At 67.9% G+C, this 25133-nt stretch carries 25 protein-coding genes; 15 read left to right on the top strand and 10 right to left on the bottom strand.

The genetic code is table 11. The annotated features are described in order from the left end of the window. Positions 1–164 precede the first annotated feature (164 nt). The 3 genes from A3A5_RS0131205 to A3A5_RS0131215 are packed head-to-tail and all read left to right on the top strand — an operon-like array spanning position 165 to position 2640. Positions 165–1046 carry a biotin--[acetyl-CoA-carboxylase] ligase gene (locus A3A5_RS0131205; protein WP_018314373.1) on the top strand — a complete coding sequence of 294 codons (882 nt, stop codon included), beginning with the start codon at positions 165–167 and terminating at the stop codon, positions 1044–1046. Beyond that, positions 1043–1891: a type III pantothenate kinase gene (locus A3A5_RS0131210; RefSeq protein WP_018314374.1), complete on the top strand. Its 849-nt coding sequence runs from the start codon at positions 1043–1045 to the stop codon at positions 1889–1891. Before A3A5_RS0131205 ends, A3A5_RS0131210 begins: the two co-directional genes overlap by 4 nt. 35 nt (positions 1892–1926) lie before the next feature. Further along, complete coding sequence (locus A3A5_RS0131215; protein WP_018314375.1) at positions 1927–2640, top strand: SPOR domain-containing protein; 714 nt, start codon at positions 1927–1929, stop codon at positions 2638–2640. 51 nt (positions 2641–2691) lie between these two features. Here A3A5_RS0131215 and rfaE2 read toward each other — a convergent pair whose 3' ends face one another. From rfaE2 to A3A5_RS0131250, 7 genes are all read right to left on the bottom strand, one after another. After that, positions 2692–3186 carry a D-glycero-beta-D-manno-heptose 1-phosphate adenylyltransferase gene (gene rfaE2, locus A3A5_RS0131220; protein WP_018314376.1) on the bottom strand — a complete coding sequence of 165 codons (495 nt, stop codon included), beginning with the start codon at positions 3184–3186 and terminating at the stop codon, positions 2692–2694. Positions 3187–3764: 578 nt separating this feature from the next. Then, the gene (locus A3A5_RS0131225; RefSeq protein ID WP_018314377.1) at positions 3765–4628 is read right to left on the bottom strand and encodes a ferritin; all 864 of its coding nucleotides are present in this window, start codon (positions 4626–4628) and stop codon (positions 3765–3767) included. Between the two features lie 199 nt (positions 4629–4827). Then, a complete protein-coding gene (locus A3A5_RS0131230) occupies positions 4828–6093 on the bottom strand; it encodes a patatin-like phospholipase family protein (RefSeq protein WP_018314378.1) in 1266 nt (421 codons plus the stop codon). Positions 6094–6130: 37 nt separating this feature from the next. After that, positions 6131–6931, bottom strand: a complete 801-nt coding sequence (gene phaM / locus A3A5_RS0131235; RefSeq protein ID WP_018314379.1) for a polyhydroxybutyrate granule multifunctional regulator PhaM — start codon at positions 6929–6931, stop codon at positions 6131–6133. Between the two features lie 74 nt (positions 6932–7005). Next, complete coding sequence (locus A3A5_RS0131240) at positions 7006–7839, bottom strand: enoyl-CoA hydratase/isomerase family protein (RefSeq protein ID WP_018314380.1); 834 nt, start codon at positions 7837–7839, stop codon at positions 7006–7008. A gap of 121 nt (positions 7840–7960) precedes the next feature. Further along, positions 7961–8941 carry a fumarylacetoacetate hydrolase family protein gene (locus A3A5_RS0131245; protein ID WP_018314381.1) on the bottom strand — a complete coding sequence of 327 codons (981 nt, stop codon included), beginning with the start codon at positions 8939–8941 and terminating at the stop codon, positions 7961–7963. An 82-nt stretch (positions 8942–9023) separates the two neighbouring features. Then, positions 9024–10022: a tripartite tricarboxylate transporter substrate binding protein gene (locus tag A3A5_RS0131250; RefSeq protein ID WP_018314382.1), complete on the bottom strand. Its 999-nt coding sequence runs from the start codon at positions 10020–10022 to the stop codon at positions 9024–9026. Between the two features lie 180 nt (positions 10023–10202). Here A3A5_RS0131250 and A3A5_RS0131255 point away from each other — a divergent pair, with 180 nt between their 5' ends. The 4 genes from A3A5_RS0131255 (at position 10203) to A3A5_RS0131270 (ending at position 13468) form a co-directional block, all read left to right on the top strand. Further along, positions 10203–11036, top strand: coding sequence for an IclR family transcriptional regulator (locus A3A5_RS0131255; protein ID WP_018314383.1), 834 nt, complete (start codon positions 10203–10205; stop codon positions 11034–11036). Positions 11037–11094: 58 nt separating this feature from the next. Continuing rightward, the gene (locus A3A5_RS0131260) at positions 11095–12090 is read left to right on the top strand and encodes a DUF3108 domain-containing protein (RefSeq protein WP_232431497.1); all 996 of its coding nucleotides are present in this window, start codon (positions 11095–11097) and stop codon (positions 12088–12090) included. Positions 12091–12141: 51 nt separating this feature from the next. Then, entirely contained in the window at positions 12142–12984 is an 843-nt protein-coding gene (locus tag A3A5_RS0131265; protein WP_018314385.1) for an alpha/beta fold hydrolase, read from the top strand. Positions 12985–13210: 226 nt separating this feature from the next. Beyond that, positions 13211–13468 carry a DUF3567 domain-containing protein gene (locus A3A5_RS0131270; protein ID WP_018314386.1) on the top strand — a complete coding sequence of 86 codons (258 nt, stop codon included), beginning with the start codon at positions 13211–13213 and terminating at the stop codon, positions 13466–13468. A 72-nt stretch (positions 13469–13540) separates the two neighbouring features. On the opposite strand, the gene A3A5_RS0131275 is transcribed toward A3A5_RS0131270, so the two are convergent. Then, complete coding sequence (locus tag A3A5_RS0131275) at positions 13541–13933, bottom strand: rhodanese-like domain-containing protein (RefSeq protein ID WP_018314387.1); 393 nt, start codon at positions 13931–13933, stop codon at positions 13541–13543. A 228-nt stretch (positions 13934–14161) separates the two neighbouring features. Between A3A5_RS0131275 and A3A5_RS0131280 the strand changes: the two genes are divergently transcribed. The 5 genes from A3A5_RS0131280 to A3A5_RS0131300 all read left to right on the top strand — a co-directional run bounded on the left by A3A5_RS0131280 (position 14162) and on the right by A3A5_RS0131300 (position 20118). Continuing rightward, positions 14162–15223 carry a homocysteine S-methyltransferase family protein gene (locus A3A5_RS0131280; protein ID WP_018314388.1) on the top strand — a complete coding sequence of 354 codons (1062 nt, stop codon included), beginning with the start codon at positions 14162–14164 and terminating at the stop codon, positions 15221–15223. A gap of 16 nt (positions 15224–15239) precedes the next feature. After that, entirely contained in the window at positions 15240–17987 is a 2748-nt protein-coding gene (metH, locus tag A3A5_RS0131285) for a methionine synthase (protein ID WP_018314389.1), read from the top strand. Positions 17988–18250: 263 nt separating this feature from the next. Then, positions 18251–18712 (top strand): hypothetical protein, encoded by a 462-nt coding sequence (locus tag A3A5_RS0131290; RefSeq protein WP_018314390.1) that lies wholly within the window; start codon positions 18251–18253, stop codon positions 18710–18712. A gap of 320 nt (positions 18713–19032) precedes the next feature. Then, on the top strand, positions 19033–19665 hold the full coding sequence (locus A3A5_RS0131295; protein ID WP_013955238.1) for a response regulator transcription factor: 633 nt from the start codon (positions 19033–19035) through the stop codon (positions 19663–19665). Between the two features lie 45 nt (positions 19666–19710). Then, a complete protein-coding gene (locus A3A5_RS0131300) occupies positions 19711–20118 on the top strand; it encodes a response regulator (RefSeq protein WP_018314391.1) in 408 nt (135 codons plus the stop codon). Between the two features lie 37 nt (positions 20119–20155). Here the strand turns inward: A3A5_RS0131300 and A3A5_RS0131305 are convergent, their stop codons facing one another. Then, the gene (locus A3A5_RS0131305) at positions 20156–21568 is read right to left on the bottom strand and encodes a CHASE3 domain-containing protein (RefSeq protein WP_018314392.1); all 1413 of its coding nucleotides are present in this window, start codon (positions 21566–21568) and stop codon (positions 20156–20158) included. A gap of 301 nt (positions 21569–21869) precedes the next feature. On the opposite strand from A3A5_RS0131305, the gene A3A5_RS42330 reads away from it, so the two are divergent. Together A3A5_RS42330 and A3A5_RS0131315 are read left to right on the top strand one after the other, a co-directional pair. Further along, a complete protein-coding gene (locus tag A3A5_RS42330; RefSeq protein WP_010812883.1) occupies positions 21870–22037 on the top strand; it encodes a DUF1328 domain-containing protein in 168 nt (55 codons plus the stop codon). 52 nt (positions 22038–22089) lie between these two features. Next, positions 22090–22518 (top strand): DUF883 family protein, encoded by a 429-nt coding sequence (locus A3A5_RS0131315; protein ID WP_018314393.1) that lies wholly within the window; start codon positions 22090–22092, stop codon positions 22516–22518. A gap of 175 nt (positions 22519–22693) precedes the next feature. Here A3A5_RS0131315 and A3A5_RS0131320 read toward each other — a convergent pair whose 3' ends face one another. Next, positions 22694–23014, bottom strand: coding sequence for a DUF1840 domain-containing protein (locus A3A5_RS0131320; protein ID WP_013955243.1), 321 nt, complete (start codon positions 23012–23014; stop codon positions 22694–22696). A 265-nt stretch (positions 23015–23279) separates the two neighbouring features. Here A3A5_RS0131320 and argS point away from each other — a divergent pair, with 265 nt between their 5' ends. Then, complete coding sequence (gene argS / locus A3A5_RS0131325; protein WP_018314394.1) at positions 23280–25076, top strand: arginine--tRNA ligase; 1797 nt, start codon at positions 23280–23282, stop codon at positions 25074–25076. The last annotated feature ends 57 nt before the right edge of the window (positions 25077–25133 follow it).

Here is a 25133-nt window from a genome sequence, read left to right on the forward strand (position 1 = left end):
GGCCGAGTCTCGATTCTAAGCCACCCGCCCCGCTGGCGCGACCGCGCCGTGCCGAGGCGGCGGCGCGGCTACAATGCGGCATCTGCCGCAGGCACCCCGGGGCACAGCCCTGCCCCCGCCTGTGTTTTCCACGATCGCCACCGATCCCCAGTCCTTTGCCGCGCATGTCCGCCGTTCCTCCGACTCCATCCGACCCTTCCGCCCCATTCGACGCCAGCTGGCGCATCGATGCCGGTGCGCTGCGCGGCTTGCTGTCGCCCGCGCTGAGCGACTGGACGCTGGAGCTGGTGGAGGAAACCGGCTCCACCAATGCCGACCTGACCGCGGCCTGCCGCCAGGCGCCGTGGCACGACGCCGGCAGGCTGCGCCTGGCCTACCGCCAGACCGCCGGGCGCGGGCGCCAGGGCCGGCCGTGGCAGGGACAGGCTGGCATGACCTTCTCGGTGGCTCTGCCGCTGGCGCTGGCGCCGGCGCAGTTGAGCGGCCTGAGCCTGGCCGTGGGCCTGGCGCTGGCCGAGGCGCTGGGCGATGTCGATGCGCGCCTCGGCGCACGGATCGGGCTGAAATGGCCCAATGACCTCCAGATCGATGGCCGCAAGCTGGCCGGCATCCTGATCGAGTCGGTGCCCGCCGGGCCGCAGCGTGTCTGGGCCGTGATCGGCATCGGCCTGAACCTGGTGCGCGACGCGCAGATGGAAGCGGCACTGGGCCGCGAGCTGGCTGGCGTGGCCGAGGCCATGCCCGGCTTCGACGCTCAGCGCGATGCCCCGCGCCTGCTGGCCGCGCTGCTGGAACGGCTGGCGGCCATGCGCACCGCGTTCCTGGCGCACGGTTTCGGGCCGATGGCGCGGCGCTGGTCAGCGGCCGATGCCTACCGCGACCAGCCGGTGCGGCTGCTGCACGATGGCAAGGTGATCGCCGAAGGCATGGCGCGCGGCGTCGACGAGGCTGGCCACCTGCTGCTGGAAACGCCGGCGGGGCTTGAGCGCATCGCCAGCGGCGAGCTGTCGCTGCGGCCCGCGCCGGGGCAGGGAGGCACCGCATGAGCGCGCCGCATCTGCTGATCGATATCGGCAATACCCGCCTCAAGTGGGCCTGGTGCGAAGCCGGTGCGGCGCTGCCCGCCACCGGCGCGCTGCCCACGCCGTGGCAGCACGGCGGCGCGGCCGCCCATGCCGACGCCGGCGCGCTGCAGACACTGGCCGCGGACCTGCGCGCGCTGCGCGGCAGCGGGCCGATGCCGTCGGTGTGGATCAGCAACGTCGCCGGGCCGGTGATTGCGGCCGCCGTGGAGGCAGCGCTGGCCGACGCCTTCGGGGGCTGTGCGCCGGTGCAATGGGTGCGCAGCGCCGCCGCGCACGGCAACCTGGCCAACGGCTACCGCGAGCCCACGCAACTGGGCGTGGACCGCTGGGTCGGCGCCATCGGCGCACACCGCTGGCTGCCGCACGACACGCTGCTGGTGGTGACCGCGGGCACGGCCACCACGCTGGATATCGTCACGGCCGCGGCGGATGGCAGCGCGCGCTTCGAGGGCGGCCTGATCCTGCCCGGGCTGGCGCTGATGCTGGGCACGCTGGCGCGCAACACCGCGCAGTTGCCGGCGCTGGACGTGGACGATGCCGGCACCGTCGCCGGCGCGCACCTGTGCTGGGCCGACAATACGCACGACGCCATTGCCGCAGGCTGCCTGGCCGCGCAGGCCGGTGCCATCGAACGCACCTGGCGCGCGCTGGACGAGCGCCGGCCGGCGCGTCGCCCCGTGCGCTGCCTGCTGTCCGGCGGTGCCCGCGGCGCGCTGGCAGGCGCGCTCGCTGTGCCGTTCGAGATGCACGATAATCTGGTGCTGCTCGGCCTGCACGCGATGGCATCGGCCGGCCCCTGGCCGTAGCGCAACTTCTCACACGCCTCAATCCGCCCCGACCCATGACTGCCCCAGCCCAGCCCGCCCGGGCACGCTCGCCGCGCATCGTGCCGCTGTTGCTGCTGCTCGCCAATGCCGTGCTGCTGGGGGCGGTGCTCGGGGTGTTCGGCGCGAACCCGCTGGCCGGCTGGTTTGAAACGCCGCGTGAGCCGCAGCGGCTGCAGCAGCAGGTACGTGGGGAGGGCATGCGGGTGCAGGCGCCGGCATCGGCACCAGCGGCGGATGCCGCACCGCGCAGCGCGCTGCCGTCGGCCAGGCTGGCTGCCTGCATCGAGATCGGTGGCTTCAGCGCCCAGGCGGCGCGCCGCGCCACTGAAGACCTGGCCGCCACTGCGCTGCGCGTGGAAGCGTTCGCGCGGCAGGAACAGGTGCGCTGGTGGGTCCATCTGCCCGCGCAGCCCACGCGCGAGCATGCCGAACGCAAGCTGGCCGAGCTGCGCCGGCGCAACGTGACGGAGTACTCGCTGGTGACCGCCGGCACGCCTGAGGCCACCACCTATACGGTGTCGCTGGGCCTCTTCCGCGAGCGCGAGCGTGCCGAGCAATATCTCGACGCCCTGCGCGGCCACGGCGTGCGCACCGCCATGCTGACCGAGGCCGCGCGGCCGCTCACGCGGCAGTGGCTGCGCGTGCGCGATGCCGACGACGCGGCGCGCGCCCGGCTCGAGGCCATGCGCCAGCGTTACGGCGCCGAGGACATGCTGGCCTGCTCCTGAGCGACCGGAGCTGCCTTAGCTGCCTTAGCTGCCTTAGCTGCCTTAGCTGCCTTAGCTGCCCTGGCGCACCCTGGTCAGCAGCTTGGTGGTCGAGCGGTCGTGCAGGAAGGGGATGGCGTAGGCCTGGCCGCCCCAGCTGCGCACCAGCCGGGTTTCTTCCAGCGTGTCGATGTCGTAGTCGCCGCCCTTGACGTAGATGTCGGGGCGCACCAGGCGGATCAGTTCCACCGGCGTCTGTTCGCGGAACATCGCCACCAGGTCGACCGACTCCAGCGCGGCCAGCAGCGCCATACGGTCCGATTCATGGTTCAGCGGACGGTCATCGCCCTTGCCCAGCATCCTTACGGAAGCATCGCTGTTGACGCCGACCACCAGGCTCGCGCCCAGTGCGCGCGCCTGGGCCAGGTAGGTGGCATGGCCGCGGTGCAGGATGTCGAAGACGCCATTGGTGAACACCAGCGGGCGCGGCAAGGCGGCGATGCGCGCGGCCAGCGCGGCGGGGGTGTCAGGCAGGGTCAGCTTGGATTCGAAAGCGGGTACGGACATGGGGTTGGCATCGGAAAGTGGGGGCCGGCCCCTGGTCGGAGCCGGCGTGCTTGCCCGAGATGGTACCCCTTCTTGTGATCTCCGCCGGCGGTGGGCTCTGGCTACCCCGTCACGCACAGCCTGCCGGAGCGGCAACCGGGCTGGCCTGCTGCCACGCCGGGAACTGCGAGGCATGACACCACGAATTAAATGAATTCGTAATGCTGGATTTACAGCGCATTGAGTGTCAGGATAATCGCCGCGTGCTTTAAATATTCTATTTTCGGATATGAATTCTTTCGGCGAACGGCCGCCAGGCATGGGTTTGCCGCCGCCGCGTGACAGCGAGGCAGTGGGTGGGACGGGAATGGAATGATGTAGTAACCGGCTACTACCTGCATGGCAACTGGCTCGCTTATCATGCCAGGCGCCTGAATTTCCAGGATAAGGAAATCAGCAATGCAGAATACCCGCCACAGCCGGACCAGGTCCGGTGCGCCGCGGCGGGTCGCATTTGTCGGGAATGCGTCAAGGCAAAAGAAGGGCAAAAAAAGCCCCGCTTCGGCGGGGCTTTTTTTTCGGGCTGTCGGACTGGCCGCTCAGGCTTGCGCCGGCTGGGCCCCGCCCGTGCCTTGCAGGCTGGCGTTCAGTTCCTTGCGGTAGCGGTTCAGGTCCTGCACCGTTTCGAAGGTGCGTTCGAACAGCAGCGACATGTTGTGCAGAATCCGTTCGATGACCTTCTTCTCCCAGCCTTCGTCAAAGCGGATCTGTTCGTCCAGCCAGTGCTCGAGCCAGTCCGGATCCGGCAGGCGCGACTGCACCGTGTCGTTGGGGAACAGCGCCTTGTTCACGTGCAGGTTGGTCGGGTGCAGCGGCTTCTCGGTGCGGCGGGCCGAGGCCATCAGCACGCCGATCTTGGCAAAGGCGGCGCGCGCGCTGTCGCCGAACTGTGCCAGGTACTTTTTCATGTAGCGCAGGTAGGCGCCGCCATGGCGGGCTTCGTCCTGCGACAGGGTGCGGTAGATATGCTTGATCACCGGTTCCGTGTGCCATTCGGCGGCGCGGCGGTACCAGTGGTTCAGGCGGATCTCGCCGCAGAAATGCAGCATCAGGGTTTCCAGCGGCGGGGCCGGGTCGAACTCGAAGCGCACCGCGTGCAGTTCTTCCTCGGTCGGCACCAGGTCCGGGCGGAAGCGGCGCAGGTACTCCATCAGCACCAGCGAGTGCTTCTGTTCCTCAAAGAACCAGATGCTCATGAACGCCGAAAAATCAGAATCGTGGCGGTTGTCACGCAGGAACATCTCGGTCGCGGGCAGGGCGGACCATTCCGTGATCGCGTTCATGCGAATGGTCTTGGCCTGGTCGTCCGTCAGCATGCCGGCGTCAAAGGTATCCCAGGGGATGTCCTTGTCCATGTGCCAGCGGACGGCTTCCAACGATTTGAACAGTTCGGGGTAGAGCATGGTAAGCCTTTGAAATTACGGGCAGATTCTACCAGATGCGAATTATTCTCTTCTCCTTTTTTAGTCCGGATCGGGGCAAATGCAACGCTTTTGACGCGGTTTGGCGCAGCCGGCCGCATATTGCGGGCGATCAGCGCAGCGCTGACACCTCAATGTGCCAGCCGCGGCGCCTGGCAGGACGCCATGTGAGGCAGGCTGCTCAGGGCGAAAGTGCACGCTCGTCCGCCGGCTGCGCGGCCGGTGGCGTGCCCGGGACGATGCCGAACAGGAACGCCGCGAGCTCGTCCGCCTGGGCCTCGGCGTCGCGCTCGCCCAGCGCCATCAGGGCCTGGGTGAAGGCAGGTTCGAACAGCAGGTAGCTGGCAAAGGCGGCGCCGCGCGCCTCGGTGCCGCCCAGTGGCGCCAGCAGGGCGCGCACCGTGCGCGGCAACTGCTTCTGGTGCTCGGCGGCAACGGCTTCGATCGGCTCGCTGGGAGAGATCGTCATCACCTGTACCGGGCGCCAGCCCTCGCGGTCGCCGGCCAGCTCCGGCATGCGCGCCAGCAAGCGGTTGATATGCAGCAGCCGTTCCAGGTCGGCGTTGAGCCCGTCCAGGAAGATGCTGGCCAGCGCCTGCCCGCCCACCTGCGCCAGCGATGGGTAGCCGCCGGCCGGCACGGTGTCGTACCAGCCCGAGCGCTGGCGCGAGGCCGCGCCGATCGCCAGCACGCGCGACGCGCCCAGGTGGATCGCCGGCGACAGCGGCGACATCTGCCGCATGGTGCCGTCGCCGAACCACTCATGGTGGCCGTCCAGCTCCAGCGGCATCGCCGGGAACAGGAACGGGATCGACGCGGATGCCAGCAGGTGGTCCACCGTGATCTGCGCCGGGATCGCAATGCGCTGGCTGCGGTGCCATGGATGGATGCGGTGGTGCGACTGGTAGAAGGTCACGTGGCGCCCGGTGCTGTAGGACAGCGCGGTGACCGCGAATGCCTGCAGCGCACCGCTGTCCAGGCTGGCCTGCACGCGCCCGGGCTCGAACAGCTCGCCCAGCATGCTGCCCAGCGGGGTGTTGTCGAACAGGGCGCGCGGCGCGCGCCGCTGCGTGGCCCAGCCCAGCGCCAGCGTCGACAGCCAGCGCGCGCCCGATATGCCCACGCGCAGCACGTCGGTGCGGTAGACGTCGTCGGCATGAATGCTGTGCCACAGCGCCGCCAGGCTCTGCGTGGCGGCCTGGAAGTCCTCCGCCCGGATCGCCAGCCCGGCGCCGTTGATTGCGCCTGCCGAGGTCCCGGCGATGATGCCGAAGGGCATCGCGCCATGACCTTTGCCGTGCCGCGCGGCAATGCGTGCCAGCCCGCTCAGCACGCCCGCCTGGTAGGCGGCGCGCGCGCCGCCGCCCATCATGATCAGCGCGGTGGCGGCGGGGTTGGGTCCGGACTGCAGCGCTGGATGGGGGGCCGGGAAGGACTCGCGGTGCATTGCGTTGGCGTGGACGAATTGTCGCGCTAATTGGCTGTCAGGCTGCGCTGCTGCCGTTGGCGCCGTGGCTGCCGCCGCCGTTGTTGTTGCCCCCGTTCTTGCCATTGTCAGCGCCGTTGCCCGCGTTCTTGGCCGGCTTTGCCTTGGCCGCCTTTTTGGCCGGCGCCTTCTTTGCCGGCGCCTTCTTGGCGGCAGGCTTGCCCGTGCCGGCGGAGGCGGCCTTGCCAGGCGCGCCCGTCTGCGGCTTTGCAGCAGCCGCTTGCGCTGCGGCTTCGGCGCCGGCCGCGGCGCCGAAGCCGCCCATGCCGAACGGGGCGATGCTGGCCGCGGCGGCGCTGCTGGCGATCTGGCTGAACTGCTGTTGCAGCAGGTCCCACCACAGCGCGGCGTTGGGCGGCAAGGCGGAGTCGGTGTCGCTCGCCGCAGCTTGCGGGCGCTCGGCGGCAGGCGGCTCCGGTTGCGCACCGCTGCCGGCATCCGCGCCGGCGGCGCGCTCCGGCGCCGCGGCACTGGGCGTGTTGGCCGCGCGCGCGACGTTTTCCATCGCGGACTGCATGGCCTCGGGCGACAGCGCGTTGCCGAAGGTCTGCAGCGCCACCAGCGTGGCGCGCTGCACTTCCAGGCCCTGGATGGTGGTGCGCAGCAGGTTGGTGTTCAGTTGCAGCCAGCTCTCCACGGCCTTCAGGTCGGCAATGCGCTTGTCGAGGTCGTCGAGGTCCATCGGCGGCGTCATTGCCTGCAGGCCGGGCATCATGCCGGCGGGCATGCCGCTGCCGCTGCCCCACAGCCGGCGCATGAAATCGAAGCCGTTGGTGAAATCGGGAATCTGTCCGAACATGGTCGAGCACTCCGTGTGCGGCGCAGCCCCGGGATTGGCCAGGAGGGCCCGTCGGGCCGGTGGCTGCGTCGTCGTTACCTGAACTGTGGCGGCCGCTTCTGGCGCAGGCTCGCCATGCCTTCGTGCACGTCGGGGCCGGCAAAGCCCATGAATTCAAGCGCCAGCGAGGTATCGAAGGCGGGGCCGGCCATGCGCAGCCAGTTATTGAGGGCGTACTTGGTCCAGCGGATCGCGGTCTGCGACCCGGCTGCCAGCCGGTTGGCCACCTCGAACGCGCGTGCCACCAGTTCGTCCTCTTCCACCGCCAGCGAGACCAGGCCGATCCGCTCGGCTTCCTCGCCGCTGACCGACTCGCACAGCATCAGATAGTACTTGGCCTTGGCCATTCCGCACAGCAGCGGCCACACGATGGCGGCATGGTCGCCCGCGGCCACGCCCAGCCGGGTATGGCCGTCGACGATGCGCGCGGTCCTGGCCGCGATCGAAATATCGGCCAGCAGGCCAGCCACCAGTCCGGCGCCGACGGCGGGGCCGTGCATGGCCGAGACCACCGGCTTGTCGCAGTTGATGACGTTGTAGACGAGGTCGCGCGCCTCATGCCAGACGCGGGTGCGGGTCTCGAAATCGTTGGCCATGTCTTCGACCAGCGCCAGGTCGCCGCCGGCGGAGAAGCCCTTGCCCTCGCCGCGGATCAGCGCCACGCGCACCTCGGGGTCGGCGGATACGTCGCGCCAGATCTCGGCCAGCTCGCGGTGCATATTGGCGTCCGCCGTGGCCAGCTTCTGGTTGGCCGACTGGGCCGCGCCCATGATGATTTCGAGGATGGGGCCGTGGCGGCGCAGCGTCAGTGCGCGATAGCGCTCGTAGCGGGGGGAGAGGGACGTGGAGTCAGCGGTGGAGGTAGTCATTGGGGGCCTGAGAGGTACGGGGTTAGCGGCGCGCCGCATGCATCGTCAATTTGCCAACCGATCGGTCGGTTAATTATATGCACATCCGGCTCGCCGCCGCACCCCGCGGCCCCAGCGTGCGTCAGGCCGCTGCCACCAGCTGGTCGATCGCGCCGAATACCGAATGGCCCTGCGCGTCGAACATCTCGATCTTGACCGCGTCGCCGAACTTCATGAACTCGGTCACGGGCTTGCCTTCATCGATGGTTTCCAGCATGCGCTTCTCGGCGATGCAGCAGTAGCCCTTCTTGCGGTCGACGTTGGAGATCGTGCCCGAGCCCACGATGCTGCCGGCGCGCACGTTGCGGGTCTTGCAGATATGGGCGATCAGCTGGCCGAAGTCGAACACCATGTCGGTGCCGCAGTCGGGCTGGCCCACCTTCTTGCTGTTCCAGTGCACGGTCATCGGCAGGTGCACCTTGCGCTCGCGCCAGGCCTCGCCGAGTTCGTCGGGGGTCACCGCCACCGGCGAGAATGCCGTGGCCGGCTTGCTCTGGAAGAAGCCGAAGCCCTTGCCCAGCTCGGCCGGGATCAGGTTGCGCAGCGAGACATCGTTGGCCAGCATCACCAGGCGGATGGCTTCGCCGGCCTGCTCGGGCGTGGCGCCCATTCTCACGTCGCCGGTGATCACGGCCACCTCGGCCTCGAAGTCGATGCCAAACGCCTCGCTGGCGCAGACGATATCGTCCTGCGGACCGACGAAGTCGTCCGAGCCGCCCTGGTACATCAGCGGGTCGGTCCAGAACTCGGGCGGCATCTCGGCGCCGCGCGCCTTGCGCACCAGCTCGACGTGGTTGACATAGGCCGAGCCGTCGGCCCATTGGTAGGCGCGCGGCAGTGGCGCCATGCAGTCCCTGGGGGCGAACGGGAAGGGATGGCGCGCGCGGCCGGCGTTGAGCGCGTCGTACAGGTCCTGCAGCTGCGGCGCGTAGAACGGCCAGTCATCCAGCACGGTCTGCAGCTTGCCGGCGATGTCGGTGGCGTAGTGGGCAGTCTTCAGGTCGCGCGACACGACCACCAGCTGGCCGTCGCGCGAACCGTCCTTCAGGGTTGCGAGTTTCATGGATGCGATGGGGTAGGGATCAGGGGCGCCTGCATCGCAGGCGCGGTGGCCGCTAGTCTACCGTGGCCCGCCCGCGCGCCAGTCAGTCGACGGTGATGCCCTTGGCCTTGATCAGCTTGCCCCAGCGCTCGCCCTCGGCGCGCGCGTAGCTGGCGAATTCCTCGGGCGTGCTGTAGACCGCCTCCACGCCCACGCCTTCCAGCTTCTTCTGCACCTCGGGCGTCTTCAGCGCCTTGACCAGCTCGGCGTTCAGGCGCGTGACCACGGCCTTGGGCGTGCCGGCCGGCGCCACCATGCCCTGCCAGGCGTAAGCCTCGAAGCCCGCCACGCCACCCTCGGCCACGGTCGGCACGCTGGGCAGCACGGTAAGGCGCCTGGGCGTGGCCACGCCGAGCGCGCGCAGCTTGCCGGCCTGCACATTCTGCTGGCCCGAGGCCAGGTCTAGGAACATCAGGTCGACCTGGCCCGCGAGCAGGTCCTGCACCGCGGGCGCCGCGCCCTTGTAGGGCACGTGCGTCATCTTGACCCGGGTCTGGTCCATGAACAGCTCCATTGCCAGGTGGTGCGGGCTGCCCGCGCCCGGCGAGGCGAAATTGACCTTGCCCGGGTTCTTCCGCGCGTAGTCGATCACTTCCTTGAGCGTACGCGCCGGGAAGTTGGGGGTGGCCACCAGCACCAGCGGGAAGCGCGCAAGCTGGCCGATGTAAACGAAGTCCTTGTCCGGGTTGTACGGCAGCTTCTTGTACAGCGACGGATTGGCGGCCAGCGTGGCGGTGTCGGCGGTCAGCACGGTGTAGCCGTCGGGCTTGGCATGCGCCACGGCATCGGCGCCGACGATGGTGGCCGCGCCCGGGCGGTTGTCGATCACTACCTGCCTGCCCAGTCCCGGGGTGATGGCCTGCGCCACAGTGCGCGCCACCACGTCAGTGCCGCCGCCGGCGGGATAGGGCACAACCCAGCGGATCGGCTGCGACGGCCAGTCGTCGGCGCGTGCGGGGGCGCTGGCGGTGAACAGGGCGGCAAACAGGGTACCGGCCGTCAATGCGGCGAGGGCGGGGCGAAAGTAGCCAGGGGGGCGCATCGGTTGTCTCCGTGTTAAAAAGGGGCCCGGTTCGGGCGGGCTTGCATGAGAGGCATGCCGCCGGCCAGGTCTGTTGCGAAGAAAGTCTACCGATGGCTTAAAAATTGGTAAATCGATTTCGCTATAGTAAATTTACCTACGAATTTCCCCCGCCCCCGGGTATAGCCAACCATCCGCCGCATGTCAGAGATCGAAGAAGAAGACGCCAAACTGCGTTCCGGCATCCAGTCCATCGAGGTGGGCTTCAGGCTGCTGCAGGCGCTGGCGGCATCGCCGCGCGCGATGATGCTGCGCGACCTGGCCGCCGCCGCTGACATGAACCCGGCCAAGGCCCATCGCTACCTGGTCAGCTTCATGCGGCTGGGCGCGGTGGCGCAGGATCCCGTCAGCGGGCGCTATGACCTGGGCCCGTTCACGCTGCAGCTGGGCCTGGCCGGGCTGAACCGCCTCGATCCGGTCAAGAAGGCGCGCCCGATCCTGTCGCGGCTGCGTGATGAACTGGACCTGACCGCCGGCATTGCCGTGTGGGGCAATCACGGTCCCACCGTGGTGCACTGGGAGGAATCCAGCCATCCCGTCACCGTCAGCCTGCGCCTGGGCGATGTGATGCCGATGCTGAACTCCGCCACCGGCCGGCTCTACGGCGCCTATCTGCCGCGCAAGCAGACCCTGCCGCTGATCGAGCGCGAGCTGGGCGCCCGCGGCCATGACGGCGTGCCCGACATGCCGCGCTCGCTGGCCGAATACGACGCGATCTGCGCCGAGGTGCGCGCGCATGGCGCGGCGCGCACGCTCGGCGGCGTGCTGCCGGGCATCAATGCATTCTCGATGCCGGTGTTCAACGCCAACGGCCACCTGGCCATGGGGCTGATCGTACTGGGCGCGCAAAGCATATTCGATGCAGAATGGGGCGGTACGATGGATCGTCGCATCCGCGACATCGCCCAACAGCTCTCATCGGAACTTGGCTACCTTGGTGCAGCCACCGCGGCCGGAGAAACCGGCCAATCCTAGTCTCCACGCCCGGCCCGGCGCGGATCCCCGCGTCTGGCGCCGGCGGCGCTGGATCATCGTGATCGCCCTAGTGCTGCTGGTCCACGTGCTGGCTGTGGTGGGCTTTGTGCGCATGCCGGGGCCGCTGATCCCGGTGGATGTCAGCAGCACGCCCACGCTCGAAGCGGTGCTGCTGCCGCCGCCCAGGCCGCCAGCCCCGCCCACGTCGCGGCCAGTGCCGCGCCCGCGCCCGCAGCCCCGGCCGGCCGCGCCGGCCCCGGAACCCGCGCCGCAGGAAGCACCCGCTCCTCCGCTCGCCACCAGCCCGCAGGGCGCGACCGAGATGGCTTCGGGCACCGGCGGCGAAGGCAGCGCGGCCAAGCCTGCAGCCCCAGCCGCCGCGCCATCCGGCGGTCCGCAGGGCGGCGTCGATGGCGTGCGCTACGACCCACCGCCGTCGGCGACGATGCACTACGCCAGCTTCGTCAACGGCGTGCAGAACCCCGACGGCCTGATCCGCTGGGAGCAGGACGGCAGCCGCTACCGGCTGGCGGTCGAAACCCGCGTGTTGTGGTTCCGCTTTGCCTTCCAGAGCGGCGGCGCGATGGCCGCGCAGGGACTGTCGCCGGAACGCTACGAAGAACGCCGCCGCAACAAGACCGAGACCTCGCGTTTCGATGCCGCGGCCGGCACCGCGTTGCTTGCCTCGGGCACGCAGGCGCCGTTCCCGCCCGGCGCGCAGGACCGCTTCAGCGTATTCCTGCAGCTGGTGGGGCTGTTGCGCGGCAATCCCCAGCGATATGCCACCCCGGGAGTGACGGAAGCGTTCCTTGTGGCCGACACGCGGGATGTGGAACCCATGCAAGTGCAGTATGTTGGAGAGGACGAGATCGACACCGGCCGCGGCGTGATACGCGCAAAGCACTTTGTGCGGCTGCAGCGCCGTGCCAATGACCGGCGCCGCGTCGAGCTGTGGCTGGCGCAGTCGCTGGGCTGGATGCCGGTGCGCCTGCGCCAGACCGAGCCCGACGGCACCCAGATCGACCTGGTGTACCGCGGCAAGGAAGGGCAGTAGGACCGCGGCGCGCGCCTCCCGACGCATTGCCTGACCAAAAGGAGCCCAGCCATGACCGTTGCCACGCCATCCGCCGAAACCCACCGCATCCACGCCGAAGGCGCAGACCTGCACGTGCGCGTGGATGGGGCGGACGGGCCTTGGGTGATCCTGGCCCACGCCCTGGCTGCCGACCACACGCTGTGGGACGCCACCGCGCAGCACCTGGCGGGGCGCTATCGCGTGGTGCGCCCTGACCTGCGCGGCCACGGCGCCAGCGACGCCCCGCTCGGCCCCTACACCATGACGCGGCTGGCCGATGACGTGGTCGCGGTGATGGACGCGCTGCAGATCCCCCAGGCGCATTTCTGCGGGATTTCCGTGGGCGGCATGGTCGGGCAGACCATGGGGCTGCGCCATCCCGAGCGGCTGTTGTCGCTGGCGCTGGTGGCCACCAACAGCCAGACCCCGATGGAGGCGCACCCGATGTGGCACAACCGCATCGGCCAGGCCGAGGCCCATGGCATGGCCGGCATGGCCGATGCCACCCTCGGGCGCTGGCTGATGCCGGCCTTCCATGAGGCGCATCGCGACCAGGTGTCGCGCATTCGCGACAGGCTGGTGGCCACGCCGGTACGTGGATACGTGGGTGTGGCCGAGGCGATCATGGCTTTTGACCTTGCCGGCGCGCTTTCCCGCATTCATTGTCCTACGCTGGTAGTAGCGGGCGAGCAGGACCAGGGCGCAACCGTGGCGATGGCACAGAGCATTGCTGCGGCCATCCCCGGTGCCAGGCTCGAGGTAGTGCCGCAAGCGGCGCACCTGGTGCACGTGGAGCAGCCCGAGCGCTTCCACGCCGCGCTGGACGCCTTTCTTGGGAATGCCGCATGCGGGGGGCAGTGCGACGTTCCGTGACAAGCAACACACTGATGTGGAAGGCTCAAGAAACTTGTTGCATTGGCCGATGCCCAATCCATGTAAGGCAGAAAATCGTGGCAACGAGGTGACCCGCACCAATAACTTGATTTCCCACCGGTCACCCCAAGTTTGGAGGTAAAGCCGCGGCGCCCCCCTCAAGGCATCAACTGAGGCAAGAACCACAAGGGCATGCCGCCCATCCATGACGCCCAGGAGGTGTGCCATGCAAATGATCTACAACAGCGACAACTACTGCATCGTGGAATTTGGTGCGGATGTCGATCAGGCGCCGCTTGAGTTCGGTGGCTATGAAATCGTCGACAAGAACCTGAAGCGTGAAATCTTCCTCGGCGGCCACCTGGCCGAGAGCTTCCGCGCCGACGTCAAACGCCTGATTGAAAGCGAGCCATCCGTGGAGGAAGTCGACGATTTTCTCGGCAAGTTCGACAATGTGATGACGCACCCGCTGGTGATGCACTGAGCGGCTTTGCCTGAAACGATCACGCCCGCTTCGGCGGGCGTTTTTGTTGATGGCGGGCGCTGCGCGCCGCGCTCAGTACTGTTCCCACGGCAGCCCGTCATGGCGCCAGCCGTTGACCGTGTTGCGGTGGCGCTGCGCATCGAGGTCGCCCTCGAAGCCATGCAGCACGAACTGGACGTTGGAGAAGCCCGCGCCCTCCAGTGCCCGCGCCGCCGCCGCCGAGCGGTTGCCGCTGCGGCAGATCAGCAGCACCGGGCGCGCCGACGCCTGGCCCGCCAGTTTCTTCACCATCTGCACGAAATGCGGATTGACCTCCCAGTCCGGGCCATCGTTCCAGGGTACGTTGTGCGCGCCCTTGGGATGGCCGACGAACAGGTATTCCATCTCGCTGCGGCAGTCGATAAAGAGCGTCTCGGGCGATTGTGCCAGCAGGTCCTGGGCGTCGGCGGGGGAGAGATGTTGCATGTCGGCAAGGAAGGGGGCAGCGCGAGGCGCCCCTGGGCGGTGACGGTTACGTCTCTCAGTGTAGGCGCCACCGGGCCGCACAGGCAACCGCGGGCCACCGCGGGCAGCCGCAAGGCCTTGATACACCTGATAAAATCGTCTCCCTTTGGCCAGCATCGGCCACAGCAGCGGCCCGGCGTCGATCCAGTCATGGATTCGCCACAGGCCCGCCTTTCCAGAGTCCCCGCCATGAGTGCCCCTGAATCCCCCGCGGCCGCGCCGCGCCCCTACACCCGGGCAGCCGTCCTGCCCCGGCTGCTGCAAGAACGCATCCTGATCCTGGATGGCGCCATGGGCACCATGATCCAGCGCTACAAGCTGACCGAGGCGGACTACCGCGGCGCGCGCTTCGCGGAACACAAGGTAGACGTCAAGGGCAACAATGAGCTGCTGCTGCTGACGCGCCCGCAGGTCATCAGCGAGATCCATGAGCAGTACCTGGCCGCCGGCGCCGACCTGATCGAGACCAATACCTTCGGCGCCACGGGCGTGGCGCAGGAAGACTACAAGATGGCGGACCTGGCGTACGAGATGAACGTCGAGGCCGCGCGCCTGGCCCGTGCCGCCTGCGACAAGTACAGCACGCCGGAGAAGCCGCGCTTTGTCGCCGGCGCCTTCGGCCCGACGCCCAAGACCGCCAGCATCTCGCCCGATGTGAACGACCCGGGCGCGCGCAACGTGACCTTCGAAGAGCTGCGCGATTCCTACTACGAACAGGGCAAGGGCCTGCTGGAAGGCGGCGCCGACGTGTTCCTGGTCGAGACCATCTTCGACACGCTCAATGCCAAGGCGGCGCTGTTCGCCATCGACCAGCTGTTCGAGGACACCGGCGAACGCCTGCCGGTGATGATCTCCGGCACGGTGACCGATGCCTCGGGCCGGATCTTGTCGGGCCAGACCGTGGAGGCGTTCTGGAACAGCCTGCGCCACGCCCGGCCGATCACCTTCGGGCTGAACTGCGCGCTGGGCGCAACCCTGATGCGCCCCTATATCGCCGAGCTGGCCAAGGTCTGCGATGCCGCGGTGTCGTGCTACCCCAACGCGGGTTTGCCGAACCCGATGAGCGACACGGGCTTCGACGAAACGCCCGAGGTCACGTCGTCGCTGGTGGAAGAGTTCGCCGCCTCCGGGCTGGTGAACCTGGTGGGCGGCTGCTGCGGCACCACCCCCGAGCATATCGCCGCCATCGCCGAGCGCGTGGCCGACAATAAACCCCGCACCTGGCCCGGCCAGTACCGCGACGCCGCCTGAGCCGGAGCCTGACAACATGAGCGACAACCAACTGCCCCCGCGCCCGATGCGCCTGTCCGGCCTCGAGCCCTTCACCATCGACGACGACACGCTGTTCGTCAACGTCGGCGAGCGCACCAACGTGACCGGCTCCAAGGCCTTCGCGCGCATGATCCTGAACGGCCAGTTCGACGAGGCGCTGGTGGTGGCCCGCCAGCAGGTCGAGAACGGCGCGCAGATCATCGATATCAACATGGACGAGGCCATGCTGGACTCGAAGGCCGCCATGGTTCGCTTCCTGAACCTGATCGCCTCCGAGCCGGACATTGCGCGCGTGCCGATCATGATCGACTCGTCCAAGTGGGAAGTGATCGAGGCCGGCCTGCAGTGCGTGCAGGGCAAGCCAGTGGTCAACTCGATCTCGCTCAAGGAGGGCGAGGATCAGTTCCGCCACCACGCCGCGCTGATCCGCCGCTATGGCGCCGCCTCGGTGGTGATGGCCTTCGATGAGAAGGGCCAGGCCGACACCTTCCAGCGCAAGACCGAGATCTGCAAGCGCAGCTACGACATCCTCGTCAATGAAGTCGGCTTCCCGCCGGAAGACATCATCTTCGACCCGAATATCTTCGCGGTCGCGACCGGCATTGAAGAGCACAACAACTACGCGGTGGACTTCATCGAGGCCACGCGCTGGATCAAGCAGAACCTGCCGTACGCCAAGGTCAGCGGCGGCGTGTCCAACGTCTCGTTCTCGTTCCGCGGCAACGACTCGGTGCGCGAGGCGATCCATACCGTGTTCCTGTACCACGCCATCGGCGCGGGCATGGACATGGGCATCGTCAATGCCGGCCAGCTCGGCGTGTATGACCAGCTTGACCCCGAGCTGCGCGAGCGCGTGGAAGACGTGGTCCTGAACCGCCGCGAAGATTCCACCGACCGCCTGCTGGAGATTGCGGACCGCTTCAAGGGCGGCGGCGCGAAGAAGGAAGAAAACCTGGCCTGGCGCGGCACGCCCGAGCAGCCGGTGCCGGTGGGCGAACGCCTGGCGCACGCGCTGGTGCATGGCATCACCACCTTCATCGTTGAAGACACCGAAGAGGTCCGCCAGCAGGTCGAGGCGCGCGGCGGCCGTCCGATCGAGGTGATCGAAGGCCCGCTGATGGATGGCATGAACATCGTCGGCGACCTGTTCGGCGCGGGCAAGATGTTCCTGCCGCAGGTGGTCAAGAGCGCGCGCGTGATGAAGCAGGCGGTGGCACACCTGCTGCCCTACATCGAGGAAGAGAAGCGCCTGCTGGCCGAGGCCGGCGGCGACGTCAAGGCACGCGGCAAGATCGTGATCGCGACCGTGAAGGGCGATGTGCACGACATCGGCAAGAACATCGTGTCGGTGGTGCTCCAGTGCAATAACTTCGAGGTGGTCAACATGGGCGTGATGGTCCCGTGCAACGAGATCCTGGCCAAGGCCAAGGTCGAGGGCGCGGACATCGTCGGGCTGTCGGGCCTGATCACGCCGTCGCTCGAAGAGATGGCCTACGTCGCCTCGGAAATGCAGCGCGACGACTACTTCCGCGTGAAGAAGATCCCGCTGCTGATCGGCGGCGCCACCACCTCGCGCGTGCATACCGCGGTCAAGATCGCGCCCAACTACGAAGGCCCGGTGGTGTACGTGCCGGATGCCTCGCGCTCGGTCAGCGTGGCGTCGAGCCTGCTGTCGGATGAAGGCGCGGCCAAGTACCTGGACGATCTGAAGACCGACTACGACCGCATCCGCACCCAGCACGCCAACAAGAAGGCCACGCCAATGGTGACGCTGGCGCAGGCGCGCGCCAACAAGACCCCGATCGACTGGAGCAGCTACGTGCCGCCCAAGCCCAAGTTCATCGGCCGGCGCGTGTTCCGCAACTACGACCTGGCGGAACTGGCCAACTACATCGACTGGGGCCCGTTCTTCCAGACCTGGGACCTGGCCGGCAAATTCCCCGACATCCTCAACGACGAGATCGTCGGCGAGTCGGCGCGCAAGGTGTTCTCGGACGGCAAGGCGATGCTGTCGCGCCTGATCCAGGGCCGCTGGCTGACCGCCAACGGCGTGATCGCGCTGCTGCCGGCCAATACCGTCAACGATGACGATATCGAGATCTACACCGACGAGACCCGCAGCAAGGTCGCGCTGACCTGGCACAACCTGCGCCAGCAGAGCGAGCGTCCGGTGGTCGATGGCGTGCGCCGCCCCAACCGTTGCCTGGCGGACTTCGTGGCACCGAAGGACAGCGGCATCGCCGATTACGTCGGCCTGTTCGCCGTGACCGCGGGCCTGGGCGTGGAGAAGAAGGAAGCGCAGTTCGAAGCCGACCATGACGACTACAGCGCGATCATGCTCAAGGCGCTGGCCGACCGCTTCGCCGAAGGCTTCGCCGAGTGCCTGCACGAACGCGTGCGCAAGGACCTGTGGGGCTACGATGCCGCCGAGCAGCTCAGCAATGAGCAGCTGATCGCCGAGTCGTACCGCGGCATCCGCCCGGCGCCTGGCTATCCGGCGTGCCCGGAGCACACCGTCAAGGGCCCGATGTTTGAGTTCCTGGATGCGCCCGAGATCGGCATGGGCATTACCGAGTCCCTGGCGATGACGCCGGCCGCATCGGTGAGCGGCTTCTACCTGGCGCATCCGCAGTCGACCTATTTCACCATCGGCAAGATCGGCCAGGACCAGCTCGACGACATGGCGGCGCGCCGCCACGAGGATCGCGCCACGCTGGAGCGCGCGCTGGCGCCCAACCTGTAACCGGGTGCGACGGCAGGGCGGCAGGGGCGGCGGCATCGCCCCGCCGCCAGCCCATTGATGCAACAGGGAAAACCGCTGCAGGCGGCCTGCAAGGCCGTGCCGGGGCGACGTGCCAGACGCCTCACATCTCCTTACAGAGCCTTTCAACTCCTCACAGACCGGGGCAGTCCGGCTCCCTAGACTGAGGGCTCGATACACGCAATCACCAGCGTGATCACCGCGGCGAATGTTTCGCCGCGGGGCATCCTGAAAGGAGTCTGTCCATGAAGAAACTGCTGCTCTCCCTGTCCGCTCTGTCGATCGCCGCCGCTTCCTCGCTGGCCATGGCCCAAGGCACCGGCGCATCCGTTGGCACGAAGGCCGATGTCGGCGCATCGGTGACCACACCCTCTCCCGCCGCTGCAGCGCAGGGCGGCCTGAACACTGCCGGCAGCGCCGCCACGGGTGCCGCAGGCGCGGCCGAAAAGGGTCTGTCGACCGCGGGCGCGGCGACCAGCAAGGGCCTGTCGGCTGCAGGCTCGGCGGCTGACAAGGGCCTGTCGACCGCCGGCGCGGCGGTCGACAAGAGTGCCGGCGCCGCTGCCGACGCCACCGGCGGCGCCGCGGCAGACGCCGGCAGCAAGGCCAAGCATGGCAAGCACGCTGCCAAGTCGACCAAGAAGGCCAAGACCGACGCGAGCGTTGGCGTCAGCGCCGACGCTGACGCGGGTGCCAAGGTGCAGTAACGTGCTGCGCTAGTCCACAGTCACTGGCCATTAGCGACTAGCCTCGTGCCGGTGCCGGCGGCGCCAAGGCCCTCCAGGAAGTTTCAGTACTGACGCGCCGCAGCAAAGCGGGACGGATCACATCCGTCCCGCTTTGCGTTTGTGCGCGGTGATCCGGCGCGCCGTGTGCTGCGCACGCGTTCTGGCCGCGCCTCATGTCAGCCTGACACCGACATCCCGCGCCCGCGCCCGGCACTACAATGACAATCAACGCAAGCGGTTCCGCCTGCACCCGACTGCACCGGGCAATGTGCCGGTCTGTTCAACCCAGTGGAGCCCACATGATCCGCGTCCTGATCGCTGACGATCACGAGATTGTGCGTGCCGGGCTGCGCCAGTTCCTTTCCGAAGAACCCGACATCCAGGTGACAGGCGAGGCCGGAAGCGGCGACCAGGTCATGGCGCAGTTGCGCGATGCCGAGTTCGATGTCCTGGTCCTGGACATCTCGATGCCCGACCGCAACGGCATCGACGTGCTCAAACTGATCCGTCAGCGCAAGCCCGAATTACCGGTCCTGATCCTGTCTACGTACCCGGAAGACCAGTACGCGATCAACCTGATCCGTGCCGGCGCTTCTGGCTACCTGACCAAGGAAAGCGCCCCGGACGACCTGGTCAAGGCCATCCGCACCGTGGCCCAGGGCCGCCGCTATGTGAGCGCCACCGTGGCCGACCTGCTGATCGGCGGGCTCGACAAGCCGACCGAGCAGCCGGTGCACCAGATGCTGTCAGAGCGCGAGTTCCAGATCTTCTGCAAGCTGTCGCGGGGGCAGTCGGTGTCGGTGATTGCCGACGAACTGTTTCTCAGCGTCAAGACCGTCAGTACCTATCGTTCCCGCATTCTCGAGAAAATGGGCATGAAGACCAACGCTGACCTGACCTATTACGCCATCAAGAACGGTCTGGTCGAATAACAGCCCGCAATGGGCAGCACCGGACGAGGACCAGCAATACAGAACATGTCGGAGCAGGCTTCGAACACTTCCTACCGGGCGCTGAGCATACTGCTGATTGAAGACTCGGCGGTCCTGCGAGGCATGCTGCTCGAATACCTGAAGGACTTCCCGTTCATCGAGAACGTGGACTGGGCCGACACCGAAGCCATGGCCCTGCGGCTGCTTGCCGCCGGCAGGTACGATGTCGTCATCGTCGACCTGCAACTGCGCCAGGGCAACGGCATCAATGTGCTGCGCGCGATGCAGCGCAACGGCACCGGCACGGTGCGCATCGTCTACACCAACCACGCCCAGGTCAGCATGTACCGCAGCCAATGCGCCGAAGCCGGCGCGGACTACTTTTTCGACAAGTCGCTCGAGCTCGAACAGGTGTTCCGCGTGATTGAGGAGCACGCGGCGCCGGAGCCCTGAGCCGCGCCAGCACACCATGCCCGCCTTGCCGGCCGCGCTAGGCGCGTGCCGGCTCCTGGTCTTCCGGCTTTTCCGGCTCTTCGGCCGGCGCCAGCACCGAGTCCGTCAGCGGCACCTCGATGCGGATGCGCACGCCCGCCTGCGCCGAGGAATCGATCTGCATGCTGCCGCCCAGCGCGGTGACACGCTGCTCCATGCCCAGCAGCCCGTGGTGGCCGGCGGTGCTGCCTGCGTCGAAGTCGGGCGGCAGGCCCTTGCCGTCGTCACGCACGGTCAGCGTCAGCAACTGGTCCCGGCAGGCCAGTAAGACCTGGACATGCCTGGCTTCAGAGTACTTGCTGGCATTGGTCAGCGATTCCTGCACGATCCGGTACAGCGCGATGGCGGCCTCGTCGCGCAGCGGCGGCAGGTCCTCGGGCACGCTGACCTCGGTCTGCCAGTCGTTGCGCGCGCCCACTTCCTCGACCAGCTGGCACAGCGCCGCGCGCAGGCCCAGGTTCAGCAGCACGGTAGGGCGCAGGTCTTCGATCAGGCGGCGCTTGATCTGGATGCCCTGGTCCACGTGCAGCATCACGCGCGTCAGGCGCTCGGCCGCCATCGGATGATCCTCCTGCACCTTGCGGCGCACCCAGTGCAGGTCCAGCTTGATCGCGGTCAGGATGGCGCCCAGCTCGTCGTGCAGCTCGCGCGCCAGCCGTGTCTTCTCGTCTTCAGTCACGCGCTGCAGGTGGGCGGCCAGCGCCGACAACTGGCGCGTGCGCGCGCGCACCTTGCGGTCCAGCCGCACGCCTTCTTCTTCCAGCTCGGTGCGCACCGCCTCGGCCATCGACAGCCGCTTGGCGTGGCCGACGCCTACTGCCATCAGCAGGATGATGTTGATGGCGGTGAGCAGGCCGATGCCGTAGCGCGACAACTGCACATCGCTCTCGGCGCCCTCGAGCCGGTGCGAGACCGCGCCGGCCTCGCGCGCCTGCAGCTGGTCCAGCCCGCGGCGCGCGTTGTCCATGGTCTGCTTGCCGTAGTCGGTGCGGATCAGGTCCAGCGCCACTTCCAGGTCGCGCTTGCCGTACACCAGCGTCAGCGCCATCTCGTTGAGCTTGCTGTTGATCAGCTTGGAGGTGTCGCCGAACTGCTTCAGGCCTTCGGGATCGTTGGCATAGCCGGCGCGGATCTGCGCCATCAGTTCGGCGATGCGCGGCAGTGCCTTGTAGTACGGCTCCAGGTAGCTTTCCTTGCCGGTCAGCAGGAAGCCGCGCTGGCCGGCCTCGGCATTGACCAGCTCGCCGTTGAGCGCGGCCAGCTCGGTCTGCACGCGCTGTGAGCGGATCACGTCGGTATAGCTTTCGCGCAGGCGGATATTGCCGGTTTCCGACGCCACCAGCACTGCCAGCGTCAGCAGGATGCCGCCCGCGAGCAGCAGCGTGTGGGGAAGAAAGGATTGCTTGAACATGGGGCAATTCCTGTGAGGAACCGGCTTCATGATGAAACCGGTTCTGAGTCGGCGCGCTGCTCGCCCGTGCAGCGCCAGGGAGCGCACATGGAATCACATCGACCGCTACGGGTCAACCCGATGCTGCGCCGCAGCCTGGTCGTTGTAGGACTCGGCTGACAGCGGAATCGGCTCGCTGTCAGTATTGGTGCGCGGGCTGGCTTTCTACGATGAGGCTATGAGCTTGCACCCGTTGGCGCAAGCCCTCACATGGGCCCAGCCAGTGCACCTGGCGTGGTCCGATTGCTTCGGGAGCCTAGCCATGCTGCAATATGCACTCGTATTTTTCGTCATCGCCCTGATCGCCGCGATCTTCGGCTTCGGCGGAATTGCCGCCGGCGCCGTGGAAATCGCCAAGATCCTGTTCTTCATCTTCCTGGTCGTGGCGCTGGTTGCCGCGGTGATGGGCCTGGTCCGCAGGGGGCGATGACACCGGCCGCGAGCCGTTTTTCCCCACCGCCGACCGAACCTGAGGAGACCGTATGCTGACGCAGAACCCGAAAGTCAGGAAGGAACTGAACCACCTGTCCGACAGTGCCGACAGTGCCATCCGCCATATCAGGCATGCCGCGCGCGACACGCGCGATGCGGCAGCGCCGGTATCCGCAGAAGTCAAGGCGCTGATCGCCCAGCTGGAGCACACCATCGAAGTGCTGGCGCGCGAGGGCTCAGCCGAGAGTGTGCGCGCCGGGCAGCGCCTGCGCGAGCGGGCCACCGACATGGCGCATCGGCTGCGCGCCCAGACCACCGACGGCATGATGCGCGCCCGCGAGCGCATGGATGGTGCGGTGGAACACGCCCAGCACCGCGTGGCCGAGTCGCCGCTGAAGGCGGTGGCGATCGCTGCGGCCGTGGGGGCGCTGATCGGGCTGCTGCTGGCCAATGGCCGGCGCCATTCAGAGGAGGATTAGGCCCGCCCCCCAGCCACGAGACTTACCGGGATCCGCCTGGCACGCCGGGCGGGTCCTGCAAGGGATTCCCCCTTTCCGGAATTCTCGTCCGGAAGCCCGGCAGCCCACTGCGGTGCCGGGCTTTTTTTTGGGCGCGCGGCGATCCGTGGCGCACGCAACCGGGTGCCTGTTCCCGTCACACACCCCACATCACGTTGGCCCCCTCACGCTGGGAGGCGCGCAGCATGTCCAGGAACGGGTAGGCGCGCTGGCCCAGGTGCAGCGGTTCTTCCTCGTCTTCGTCCTTGCCGGTGTCCGCCTCGACGGCCGAGCTGGCGGGATGGGTCTTGGCATCCGCGACCGCGGCTTCCAGCTTGTGGATCGCGGTTGGAAGCTCTTCAACGGTGATCACCCCTCGTTCCCCGAGGCGCTTGCCGATGATGCCCAGCAGCGTCATCGCCAGATCCTTCATCATGATCAGGTCCTGCGCGGCGTGGGATTTGAAGGTGATCAGCATGATGTGTTTTCCTTTCACGGAGAGACGGGGGGCGTTCCCGGGGGCGGGAAGTCTCGCTGATTTTGGCCCAGGATTGTGGCCCGGGGCCATCCTCGCGCATGATGTCAGCATAGCACCTGATAAAATTCGGCGTTCCCGATTCCAATGCCTGTCACGCGGCGCTGCGCGGCGTTCACTGTTCCTTTGCCGTCACTTGCCGCCTTCCGGGCGACGGCGCCGCCCAAGGCGGTGCCTGAATACCTTGCCCACAGGGCTTCCGACATCCATGCTGCCTGTTCAGACCTCCAATCTTGCCGCCGCGTTCACTGAAGCGGTGCGCGCGCTCGCCCCGGCCGATGCCACCCTGCCCGCCGTCACCTTCGAGCGGCCCAAGGTGGCCGCCCACGGCGACCTTGCCTGCAACGTCGCCATGCAGGTCGCGCGCGCGCTCAAGAGCAATCCGCGCGAGCTGGCCCAGCGCATCGTCGATGCCGTGCAGGCCGACGCGCGCGCGCAGGGCCTGGTCCAGGCCATGGAGATTGCCGGCCCCGGCTTCATCAACCTGCGCCTGACCCCGGCCGCCAAGGCCGACGTGCTGCGCGCGGTGCTGGCCGAGGGCGACCACTACGGCGCGCGCGAGCGCGGCGTGCACGGCCAGGTGCTGGTGGAGTTCGTCTCGGCCAACCCGACCGGCCCGCTGCACGTCGGCCACGGCCGCCAGGCGGCGCTGGGCGATGCGCTGGCCAACTTGCTGTCGTGGCAGGGCTTCCACGTGCACCGCGAGTTCTACTACAACGACGCCGGCGTGCAGATCCAGACCCTGGCGCTGTCGGTGCAGGCGCGCGCACGCGGCCTCAGGCCGGGCGATGCCAGCTGGCCCGAGGCCGCCTACAACGGCGACTACATCGCCGACATCGCCACCGACTTCCTGGCCGGCAAGACCGTCAGCGCCTCGGACGGCGAGCCCGTGACCGCGTCGGGCAACGTCGAGGACATCGACTCGATCCGCAAGTTCGCCGTCACCTACCTGCGCAACGAGCAGGACATCGACCTGCAGGCCTTCGGCGTCAAGTTCGACCGCTATTACCTGGAGTCGTCGCTGTACAGCGACGGCCGCGTCGAAGCCGCGGTGCAGTCGCTTACGGCCAAGGGCAAGACCTACGAGAGCGAGGGCGCGCTGTGGCTGCGCACCACCGACGACGGCGACGACAAGGACCGCGTGATGAAGAAGAGCGACGGCACCTATACGTACTTCGTGCCGGATGTGGCCTACCACACCACCAAGTGGGAGCGCGGCTTCACCAAGGTCATCAACGTGCAGGGCAGCGACCACCACGGCACCATCGCGCGCGTGCGCGCCGGCCTGCAGGGCCTGGACATGGGCATCCCGCAGGGCTACCCCGACTACGTGCTGCACAAGATGGTCACCGTGATGAAGAACGGCGAGGAGGTCAAGATCTCCAAGCGCGCCGGCTCCTATGTCACCGTGCGCGACCTGATCGAATGGTCCAACGGCCAGGATGACACCTGCGAGACCATCCGCGGCTGCCTGGAAGCCGGCGTGGCCGACTGGCCCGCGCACTTCACCCGCGGCCGCGACGCGGTGCGCTTCTTCCTGCTGTCGCGCAAGGCCGATACCGAGTTCGTGTTCGACGTCGACCTGGCGCTCAAGCAGAGTGACGAGAATCCGGTGTATTACGTGCAGTACGCGCATGCCCGCATCTGCTCGATCTTCGAGTCGTGGGGCGGCGCGGACTGGGATGCCCGCCTGGCCGAACTGGCCGGTGCCGACCTGTCCGCCGTGACCGGCCCCGAAGCCAGCGCCCAGGCGCAGGCGCTGGGACAGCGCCTGGCCGAGTTCCCGGACATGCTGTCGGCCGCCGCCGCCGAGCTGGCGCCGCATGCCGTAGCCTTCTACCTGCGCGACCTGGCGGGCGACTTCCACGCCTTCTACAACGCCGACCGCGTGCTGGTGGACGACGACGCCGTCAAGCGCGCCCGGCTGGCGCTGCTGGCCGCCACGCGCCAGGTGCTGTGCAACGGCCTGGCGGTGATCGGCGTGTCCGCGCCGCGCCGCATGTAAGCAGACGTCCGGCGTCCCCCGCGCGGGACGCCCGGGGCCGTCCGGCCCCAGCGACGA

Origin of the sequence: Cupriavidus sp. UYPR2.512 (assembly GCF_000379565.1) — a bacterium.
Lineage (GTDB): Bacteria > Pseudomonadota > Gammaproteobacteria > Burkholderiales > Burkholderiaceae > Cupriavidus.